Below are 10,422 nucleotides of genomic sequence, written 5' to 3'. Positions count from 1 at the left end.
TACGTTAATTAGCTATTGATTAATTTGCATTTCATTGAGATAATTCAGAAATCAATTTGACAGAATGTTCTCTTCTATTAATTAAGTTCTCATATAGAGGAATTTTCTCATGAAGAATGATTTAGCGAAAGCAAAGTTTCTAGCCTTTCCTCTATTTAAAAGTAAAAAAATTCTAATCACAAAGAAACAGGCTTTATTTAGTAGCCTCATTTTCTTCTTTGCTTTGCTAGGATTGGGCGGTTTCTGGTTTCAATCCAGATATAAATTTGATAATAAGATGGCTGTAAAATTACAAGAATTATCTAATGTAGATTATCCAGCAAATCCTGCTCCTTTAGGCAAAAACTTTCAAAGATATACGAATCGCAATTTAACCATTATCAAGAGGGATGAGACACATTTTGATTTTGTGCTAGAAGCAACAGATAAAAACACAGCAAAAATAGTTATCAAAAATGTCGATTTAGAGCTATTAGTTCCGAAAATACCTCAATGGGCTAAAAAAGATCCAGGCTTAGAAGTAATTGCTTTGACAGATCGGGAATGGAACAGACAACAAGTTAGTTTTCCTGCTAGTTCAAAAGATATAGAAATTATTGGCGGAGATGGTTTTGAAAAGCAAAACCTCGTCGAAGTTGCTTTGGCTAACAATTGTCTAAATGCAGGATATTGGGAAATTTTGCTATTTACTAAAGAAGATAGCAATAAAACTCTTTATTATCAAAGTTGGTTTACTTTCCCGATGGGACATTACAAGAATATCTTTGAAAAGATTAATAATATTCCTTATTCACAGCATTGGTGGAGATTAGAACATTGGCAAGATCCAAGTGGCACAATAGTCAAAACTGATCTTTTAAGAAACGTAATTGAGCAAAAAGAAGTAACTATTGAGTTTCCAATTGATGAAAAAATAATTGTATCGGGAGAGCAAAGTAGAAAAGTTAGAACTGTCCTAGCGAGAAATCTCACAATATGGAAAGATTTTTACGACAATAAAAATGAAATAAAATTTGCGACTTTTCGTCCTCCAGGATTTTACGATCAAAATAAACCTTGGGGAAATGAATACTGGAGAATAGGCAAATTTGATAAAGCGATTTTAAGGAATATAAAACCGATTGGTGTAGAGCAAACTTTACAGGAAGTTGAGTTAGCCTTTACTGATACTAAGACTGGGGAAAAAAATCGATTATTCATAAGTGGTGTTAATCTGAAAAAGCTTCCTCAATTGCCTGTAGAAAATTATTCTAAAGGATTATATATGCCAATGGGAATTGGTATACCTCCTTTTTATCAAAGCTACGAAGAATTAAAGAATAATCATCCAGATGTCAGCCCTTTCTTCAGTGTATTACTAGATTCGCAGGATCGGTGGATAGATCATCATCATTTAGCAGTTGATGGTTCAGTTATGCACCTTGATAAAGATAACCCAAATCTCCTGCATCTTTACTTATTATCTTACGAAAGGAATACTTTAATAGCTCATTTTTTGGTCAATTTATAGGCAGAGTTAGCACGTCTCAAACTTTATTGACAGAAGGATTATGCTAGAAGGACTGAGTTTGGAAGCGCCGCTACCAATACAGAAACCATATACACATCGTTCATCGCGGCTCGCCGTGATTTTTGGCGAATACTACGACGAAAAGATTAAGGGATATCAGGAGATAGCCGTAGTGATGAGAGTAGGTTAAAGAGTGATTGCCCTTATGCAGTGCTTTATGTGATCGCTGTAGGCAAGATTCGCAGTACTTATACAGAGGTATAAATGTTTGTCATAGTATAAAGTGAGTCTGGTAAAAGATGATTATAGTAAATTTATATACTCTATTGATGTAAATAACTCAATAGAGTATTTTTGTGAGAATCACTGCCCTTCGTAACCTGGATTTCTCACCACACCTCGATTAAGCCTGCGCTTGTGCAGAGGAGAGTTCAATGTGCCTTGTTCTTTCCCCTCTGCCCCTTTGCCCCGCATCTAAAAAACCTAAAACCGAAGAATCACTTAAGAACGCTGATCTAACTGCTGCTTAGTTTCTACTTCTTTTTTAACGATTCCGCTTAACTCAGCCTCTAAAAGAAGTTGGGTAACTTTCTCTTGCCTTCTATTCATTGCTGCTAAATGCAAATTATTCCAAACTCAAGCTAAAAGCATTTTGAGCTATTTATCTATTGGTGAGAATTTTGCTTGTAACACAGTTTCTATAGCTGTTTGTATTTGAGGATCTAGTCCTTGGGCATATTCTAGAGGAAATGGAATATTAATGTCTGGTGTTACACCTTTACCTTCCAGCCTTTGATTGCCGTTAACAAATACATTCGTAACTGCAACATAAAGTAAGCTACCATCTCGCATTAAATAAGGACGACCTGCAAGTACGGCTCCTGCCGTTTGAGTTCCAATCACTGGGCCAATCTTACTTTGTTGAAACCCAAACGCGAGAATTTCTTTACTACTACGACTGCCTGAGTTCACTAACATCACTACAGGTTTTTTCCATTGATAGTTGTAGGTATAACGGCGTTGGTTTCGTGGAATGTTAGTGATGCTAAGATTATGTTTGGCAGTAAAAATGTTGAGATAACTAACATCTCCTCCACCCCATCTATCCCTTAAATCTAAAACTAAACCGTCTGCATTTTTTAAGCGACCATAAATCAGTTCATCTTGAAGTTTTTGCTGGTAGGGGTCTGCTGCATTTGACCATATATGAATATAACCAACTTTCTTGCCATCTTGCTCAATTAGCTTAACACTGGCTGTCTGAGCTTGCAAGAACATCGTGCTAGGATCAAAAATTTTTGGCACGACAGCAATTTCTTGCTGGCTGCTCGGTTCGGGCGATCGCTGTATCAAAATTTTGACGGTTTTGCCTGCTTTTTCAGCAAAAGAGTGTATTGGATGATATGAATAACCATCAATACTTAAAATTTGATCCCCTACCTTTAAGCCAACTTTGGCAGCAGGGCTTTCATCAAGAATAGAGCTAATAAATGTTTTGCCATTGATATTTTTGGTGAACAAGCCAATATCAGTGTACTCAAGTTTACCTTTAGGGAAAAACTTTTTTAGTTGCTTATTTAAGCCAGGGTTTTGAGGTAAGAAAATCCCTAAAAGCTGATAATAAGCAGGTTCTTCTTGAGTATAAAATCGAGTATGAGAAGATTTGAGTTGAGAAAGCATTTGATTAAGGACAACAGCAACATCTTTAGTTGAGTTAGCTTTTATTAGCTGAGGTTGATATTGTTTTTTAATGGATTTCCAATCTACTCCATTAAAGTTGGGATCGTAAAAATTATCATTTATTGTTTGCCAAACTTGCTCAAAAATTTGAGTTTCTGATTTTGCAAATATTGGTAGAAGCGGTGAACTAAACCACAGTAGGAGCAAAATAAAAACACTTAAAATAAATACTTTGGCTGAATGTTTTAAGAAAGTAAGCTGGAATGTCCTCATGTTATTGTGTCTCTTAAATGAGCAACTTCATCCCAAGTGATGAAAATCCTTAGTTATTAGTTCCGCTTGTACTATTTTTAATTTTTGTAAGTTCGCTTATTGAAGCATTACTCAAAAAAATGCCTAATTACAAGATTTTCAAGAAATAAACTACTTTGCAGGTCAGTACCGAACCGTATTGTCCCCACAGTGTATAATTGCTCCTTTAGTCGGGGATGGGAGCAATTATCTGGCATATTGCAGCACCAAAGATGTTTTAAGTAAATCGGTAGAGCGATTGAGCTAAGTCTCGTCAGTTTGATGGATGCCTCAAAGTGCTGAATCTGGTGAAATTGTTAGTCAAGAAAACGTTTAATTTAAAATTTGTAGAGTATTTATGATACAAATACCAATCGTCCGCCAAATCCTATTAGATCCCGATAGGGGATTACTACCATATCTTAGCGAACAACTTCAACGATTGAGCTTTTCCCATTTTAAGGCCCAGTTTGGTTTTCATGTAGACGAGTATTGTACGCAAGTTACCTCTAATGATGATTCTCCAGAAATACAAACGAAACTTTTGTTCACTCTCAAGTTATCGATTGTTGTAGATAACCAAACTTCCTCAGAGGATGCGACGTTACACGCTCTTGAGTTTCAAGAATTGCTAGATACACAAATTATTAGATGGAGCCAGGACAACGAAAAACTGCTTAAACCAATTTCAGAAATTAAAGGGGCGCTCAGTCAACTATTAGAAATACCGTTCCACGGCGGTTATGTTCCAGGTTTTGAAATTACGAGGCAGTTTTCTCTAATTTATACTGCTGGCACTGCACAGTTAAGCCAGTCAGGTGATCAAACATTGGAGGCTCAATCCTCATTGCATATTCCAGGGGAACGCACTCCCATTAGCGGACAGTACGAAGTAATTAATTCTAATGGAAAAGGCACAGGGCTAGAGGTAACATCAACTGCTGGAAATCCATTTCCTCCGACGAGTGAATCTGACCAATCATATCGGTTAGTTGACCCTACAAAGCACAAAAAGTCTAAAAAATAGCAATTAGTGTTGCTTTGGCGATCGCATAGAAATATGGAACCTGGCTGTTGCAGAGCATGAGTATAGACTAGATAGCAACTTGAGATAAGCTAATATTGTCCTTAAGAATCTCTATCTCAACTGGAGAAATTACTTTAGCTTTCATACCATGTAGCTCACTTAGGACAGTGTTAGCATCTGAGGGATTAAATTTGAAATACTCGGTTAAACTGCCGATGCGATAATTGTAATTCTGATAACGGTGCTTGAAATATAGCTCAACATTACCTCTGTGTGGCCAAGTTCCTAATACTTGAATCTCGACAGTTTTATAATGATCGAGTAAATCTGCTTCTATTTCTGCCAATCGCTGTTGGATAGGTCTAGTAGTAACTCCTATCTTGTGTAAAGTGCCAATGTGTGTTTGAATCTCTAAGAAATACAAAGTACAAGATAAAATTCGTTGAAATTGAGCGCGATAAAGTGTTAAGTCAGTAAGGCAATATAACTTATCTGCTGCATTTTTATATAAAGCGTGTTTGGCCGCTAGCTCCAGTTTCAACAGTTTTTTGAGCAATAGTGGTTCTTCTATTCCCAAAAAATGGTCAGCAATTGTGATTTTTGGCTTCAGCTTCATAGAGAGGAGAATAAGAGCGTAATTCTTCTTTGGAGATTTTATGAGAATATCACGTTCTTTAATGGCAACCGTCGGTTGCCTCTAACCCACCCACCCCATCATAATGATTATCATTACTTTGCTAATTGATGTTTAACTTTCTAAAAGTACTATGGGGTCTAGCTTCTGGTGCTTTCTACTTTTATCTATGCTCATCAATATTTAGATGCGTTTGCCCTGGGGGATCTCCTCTATCACAGGTACTCAGACGCTAACGATTTTACCAGCGTTACCATAATGAATTGAGTCTTTCTTTTCTTAAGAGCGATCACATCTATGGGACTGTAAAGAAAATGCAATGGAAACTCAATCATGCCTCTATTGACCTTTTATGGAAACTCAATTGTTGATCGCTTTCCGACCCATGCTGAACAATTTAATCCTAGCGTGGCAAAACTAGCTAGAGCAAAAACTTAAACCTAGTAAATTCGTTATTATTGAAAATTTTGGTTTACCTATTTACGCCTATTTCAATCATTAAAAATCTACTCTAGCAAGTTTTACTGCTCTAGATTTAATCAAAATATTAATAGCCAAGGATTTAATTCCGCAAATTTAGGCCCTCGTTTTATCGAACTTTTTCAGCAATATCTAGCTTTGGCATTGATATTCGCAGTCCAAGCAGCTGATCTTAAAACCTATAGCCAAGATTTGATATGTGCCTTCAGTCAAAATGGTATAACATCTACTTTTTAACTATTAAGTAACCGCGTGTTTTCTTTGAAATAGCATCACTAGTATTCATTGCAGCCCAAAGTGTTGATGTTGAAACCCAAACAGAAGGGTATTTATAAGTTGAGACATCCACAATGAGAAATTTATCCATTTTCTCAGAATAAGCTGCTATCGGAGAGATATGCCCTCCACCACTCTGACCTATCTGTGAGCGGTTATAGTTGACAATTACGAAATCCTGATCATTTTTTAAATTTGCTTTGGCTTGAGTACGAAATTGTTCTAACGTAGTGCTTGATGTGTGATATATCCCTACAGTCCGATTATGGCTTTGCAAAAGTTCTGCTAGTTCATCAAGACTCATCCCCAAAAAAGTTACTAAGTAAGGTGAGCGAACGCGAGAAGCAGCACCACTGAAAAAACTTGACTGATCAAGACGCTTGTATGTGCTTTCACCTCTGCCTAAAGCATTAAGTACTGTTACTCCACTGGCAACACCACAATAAGCAGGGCGTTTTTGAGTTTCTAGATTCTTAACAAGTGGCGTGTAGTCTTGTTTTATCTGACTAGAACTTAGTATTTCTTTTCCTAGGGGTGATTCTAGAGAAATTAGATTTGACGGAAGTGGCAACCGTTTGACGGATGGTGGTACAAATGCATAATATCCTAATGCTGCAACGGTGCTGATACCTAGCAATCCAGTGACACTGGCTGTAACCACAGCAATTTGCCGAACTCGACCCTTGAGTTTATTCACCGGACGTTTTATCTTTGTAGCTTGCTGTTGAAAGCTTTTGTTGTCTTCCATTGTCTACTTATTACCAATTTTTCCTAAGTTTTGGTGTAAACAGTCACTTCCAATTATCATAGTCCGATGGCGTAACCACGCTGTCATTTTTTTTGTGTGAACAGGTGGGACAATGAAGAAACCAAAAATATCACTTACACTTAATAAGCCAATGCTTGACCCGCAGGCTTGCGGCTATCATTAACACCGTAGAGCAAACCTGTTTGAGGGTTCAGTAAAATAGATCCAGCTGCGCCCCAATAGACAAAGGGAGCGACCCTGTATCCCATTGACCACAAGTTTTGCAAATCCTTCGAGTTGAGGGCATAAGGTTCAGTGATGACTACATTAGGTAATCCTTGATAATGAATCCGAGGAGCATTTACAGCTTCAGTAATATTCATACCGTAATCGATCACATTAGTGATGATTTGCAAAACAGTTGTTGTAATTGTTGAACCACCAGGGCTACCCGTGACCATAAAAACTTTACCGTCTTTGGTTACTATAGTTGGTGCCATAGAACTTAAAGGGCGTTTTCCTGGCTCAATGCTGTTAGCACTTCCTTGCATTAAGCCGAAATTATTCGCCACTCCTGGTTTAGCCGTAAAATCATCCATCTCATTATTCAGAAAAAAGCCAGTATTACCAGGTATCACACCTGCTCCAAAATAGGAATTGATGGTATAAGTTACAGCTACAGCATTACCGTATTGATCCACAATAGAGTAGTGAGTTGTGTTAGTTCCTTCATTGAGTGTAATGCTGGAAAACAGAGGCTTTGGAGAAATTGCCCGCTCTTTAGGAATCTGAGAACGGACTTTGGCTGCATATTCTTTTGATAGCAATTTCTCAACTGGATTTTTGATAAATTGAGGATCGCCTAAATATTGATTTCGATCAGCATAGGCATACAGCATAGTTGACAGCATCAAGTGTAAGCTTTCTGAAGAATGCCAACCGAGCTTTTTTAACTCGTACCCTTCTAAAATATTCAACATCTGACATAGAGTAGTACCACCTCCAGGAGGCGGAGCAGAAATGACTTCATAGCCACGATACTTGCATTTTATCGGCTGGGTTTGGGAGACTGCGTAACTAGTGAAATCTTTAAGTGTTAAGATACCGCCATGTTCAAGACTTGCTTTGACAATTTTATTAGCGATCGTTCCTTTATAAAAAACATCGCTTCCCTGCTGGGCAATTAGTCTTAAGGTTTGGGCTAGGTTCTTCTGTACTAAGCGATTGCCACTTTGATAAGGATGTTTGGCATTTTTTAAAAATATATTTGCAACATTCGGTTGAGTCTTAAACCGTGGAGTCCCAGCTTTCAAAATTTGAATATCTCCCTGGCCTAGTTGGAACCCTTCAGCAGCTAGACGTATAGCTGGAGCCATAACCTTTTGACGGGTCATAGTTCCATATTGAGAAAGTGCTTGCTCTAGTCCTTTGACAGTTCCAGGAACTCCGACTGCAAGATAACCATTTGTAGTCAACCCGGAAACGACTTTACCCTGTTTATCAAGATACATATCTTTAGTTGCAGCTAAAGGTGCTTTCTCTCGGAAGTTGATAAACGTATCTTTACCATTAGCAAGGTGAATGAGCATGAATCCACCACCACCCAGATTACCACAGCAGGGATCGGTCACAGCCAATGCATATCCTACAGCTACGGCTGCATCAACTGCATTGCCACCTTCTTTAAGAATTTGTACTCCTGCCTCACTTGCTTTGTGCTGTGTGGTGACAACAATACCGTTTTGACCGGATACAGTCGGATATCTATCCAAAGGAATACTTTTTCTACAGTGTAAAGATGGAGAATTTTTGCACCCTATAAAGCTTAGAATCTTGTAAAAGTAAGTCAGTGGATGGTAAATGCTACCAAAAACTACCATATCTATAGCAAAAGCAGAGCCAATTAATCCAGAGACAACGACCAAAAATAGTAAACAAGATTGAAATTTTTTGCGTTTTTTCATTAGAGTGCTAAAAATTAGCAATGATATTTGAATTATGTAGAAAAAATAAGGTTTATTCCAGTTTACATTGACACAATTGCTCTAGATTTGAGAGATTCTCGCTTTTGATTAGCATTTAATAACGATAGAGTGAAGTGAGCGCACAACAGAGTAATACCAACTATCTGCATTTATCACCCTCTGCAACTTCATACGTTTGCACCCGCCGTCAAAAATGAATTTTCTACTCCTTCAATCAGTTACGTTGAAAATTGAAAAGGCAGTCTCAGGTGTTCGCGGAGCGTCTCTTAGAGAAGTGCCGGAAACTAATCATGAAAATACTTGTTCTCCTGCACCTGCGCCTAATCCTGATAAAGGATCGCGACGGCCTATTGTTGCGCGGTCAAATCTGCGGCTGGAACGTATGCAGAAACTCACGTGTGGCAGGCACTTCAGGGCAGAATCCTGGTTTCGAGTTCTTGAAAGAGTACTCGGATCTTCCGGCGCTGATGATAGCCGTCAAGAAGTTGTTGGCTAAATATCCGAAAGTCCCTAAGTTGTAATTGTAGACAGGGAGCTAGTTGATTGGAATGGGTAACAAGTAGTTTTTTTAATATCTAGCTTAAATATCAAAGTTAGCAAAAAGTAGAATTAAAGTACTATTAACATTATATTTGCTGCTTGTCTACTTGCTGTAGGTTGTTTCTAGAAAACCGCAAATAACAATATAGTTGTCATACATACGACATACTAAGCATGTTTACTTAGTATTTATGCAACTCACATAGTACTTAAATAAGTCATGGTTCGACCAGCAGCATTTTTCAAAACCCAATGTAGAGTATCAATTCTTACCACTTGCGCGATTGCGATTGCAACCCTTGGTGTTGAGTTTGGGATAAATGACCAACAGGTACTTGCTGCTAATCTAGCTCTTAGCCTTGGAGATTTGGTAACTCCTCCATCTAATACTACCATTTCTGGTCTTTGTAGTAGTTTAAAACAATGTCAACCAGGGGATATAATCACTGTTTCTGTTCCTGAAGGCACTAGTTCTCGCTACGTTCAAAATGATACTAATTTCAATTTATCTCAAATCACTTACACGATTTTACCTGGGCAAGAGGTTGTGTGGAATCCAGCTTCTAAGTTTAGCTTTTTTCAAAAACGCGAGATTTCTGTTGATGGGAAAATACTGACTTTTAGCGATGGAGCATTTTTCTCTGGAACAACCGGTCTGTTCACTAGAACAGGTAATGTGCCTGTAAAAATTACTGTTTCCATTGAAGGTCAACCGAAATCTATTGCTGTTATTGAACCTTCAATAATCTTGGGTTTATTGGCAGTATCTAGTTTCAGTTTGTTATTGAGAAACAAAGGGTTACAAAAAATTTGAATTTAAGTCGTAGGATTAAATCTTTAATGTAAGAATTCAAGAGCTAAAATCAAAAATCAGAATAGTTAAGAGTCAATTGTGTTTTTCGCGAAGAATGCTACGTGTCTGCAATTGATTGGAGTTGGTTCTTTATTCTTCCAAGATTCTAGATTCGCCATTCTTGAAAATAAGCCTACTGGTTTCCAAACTAGTTTAGACATTCAACTTGTTTAAAAACTGTAAAAGTAAAGCATTCGTTGTAACTTCTATAAATATCCAATAGAATAAGACTCGATTACAAAATTGAGAAAACAGGAGAGGAAAATTAACTGTTATTTCCTCTCCTCTGTTTTTTGACAATAATTACTGTAAATACATAGTTAAAGTTATTTTGTAACAAGCTCCAAAGCACTGATGAAATCTTGTTGTTCTAAATAATCAAGCACTTGGTTAACACA

At 37.5% G+C, this 10,422-nt stretch carries 9 protein-coding genes; 5 read left to right on the top strand and 4 right to left on the bottom strand.

Features of this window, described 5'->3' with window-relative positions:
- Positions 1–109: 109 nt before the first annotated feature.
- Both VE944_RS16710 and VE944_RS16705 read left to right on the top strand, forming a co-directional pair.
- Positions 110–1,510 (top strand): hypothetical protein, encoded by a 1,401-nt coding sequence (locus tag VE944_RS16710; RefSeq protein WP_324978953.1) that lies wholly within the window; start codon positions 110–112, stop codon positions 1,508–1,510.
- Between the two features lie 40 nt (positions 1,511–1,550).
- Positions 1,551–1,700, top strand: coding sequence for a hypothetical protein (locus VE944_RS16705; RefSeq protein ID WP_324978950.1), 150 nt, complete (start codon positions 1,551–1,553; stop codon positions 1,698–1,700).
- A 467-nt stretch (positions 1,701–2,167) separates the two neighbouring features.
- Here VE944_RS16705 and VE944_RS16700 read toward each other — a convergent pair whose 3' ends face one another.
- Positions 2,168–3,463: a S41 family peptidase gene (locus tag VE944_RS16700; protein WP_324978948.1), complete on the bottom strand. Its 1,296-nt coding sequence runs from the start codon at positions 3,461–3,463 to the stop codon at positions 2,168–2,170.
- A gap of 376 nt (positions 3,464–3,839) precedes the next feature.
- Here VE944_RS16700 and VE944_RS16695 point away from each other — a divergent pair, with 376 nt between their 5' ends.
- On the top strand, positions 3,840–4,508 hold the full coding sequence (locus VE944_RS16695) for a hypothetical protein (RefSeq protein WP_324978945.1): 669 nt from the start codon (positions 3,840–3,842) through the stop codon (positions 4,506–4,508).
- Positions 4,509–4,575: 67 nt separating this feature from the next.
- Here VE944_RS16695 and VE944_RS16690 read toward each other — a convergent pair whose 3' ends face one another.
- The 3 genes from VE944_RS16690 to ggt form a co-directional block, all read right to left on the bottom strand.
- Entirely contained in the window at positions 4,576–5,124 is a 549-nt protein-coding gene (locus tag VE944_RS16690; RefSeq protein ID WP_324978942.1) for a GIY-YIG nuclease family protein, read from the bottom strand.
- 724 nt (positions 5,125–5,848) lie between these two features.
- A complete protein-coding gene (locus VE944_RS16685; RefSeq protein ID WP_324978939.1) occupies positions 5,849–6,646 on the bottom strand; it encodes a phytochelatin synthase family protein in 798 nt (265 codons plus the stop codon).
- Between the two features lie 140 nt (positions 6,647–6,786).
- Complete coding sequence (gene ggt / locus VE944_RS16680; protein ID WP_324978937.1) at positions 6,787–8,610, bottom strand: gamma-glutamyltransferase; 1,824 nt, start codon at positions 8,608–8,610, stop codon at positions 6,787–6,789.
- A gap of 311 nt (positions 8,611–8,921) precedes the next feature.
- On the opposite strand from ggt, the gene VE944_RS16675 reads away from it, so the two are divergent.
- Together VE944_RS16675 and VE944_RS16670 are read left to right on the top strand one after the other, a co-directional pair.
- Positions 8,922–9,152, top strand: coding sequence for a hypothetical protein (locus VE944_RS16675; protein ID WP_324978934.1), 231 nt, complete (start codon positions 8,922–8,924; stop codon positions 9,150–9,152).
- 239 nt (positions 9,153–9,391) lie between these two features.
- On the top strand, positions 9,392–9,985 hold the full coding sequence (locus VE944_RS16670) for a hypothetical protein (RefSeq protein ID WP_324978932.1): 594 nt from the start codon (positions 9,392–9,394) through the stop codon (positions 9,983–9,985).
- Positions 9,986–10,422 lie beyond the last annotated feature (437 nt).

It is taken from the genome of Nostoc sp., assembly GCF_035638895.1.
Lineage (GTDB): Bacteria > Cyanobacteriota > Cyanobacteriia > Cyanobacteriales > Nostocaceae > Nostoc.
This window is presented reverse-complemented; position numbering and strand designations above follow the sequence as displayed.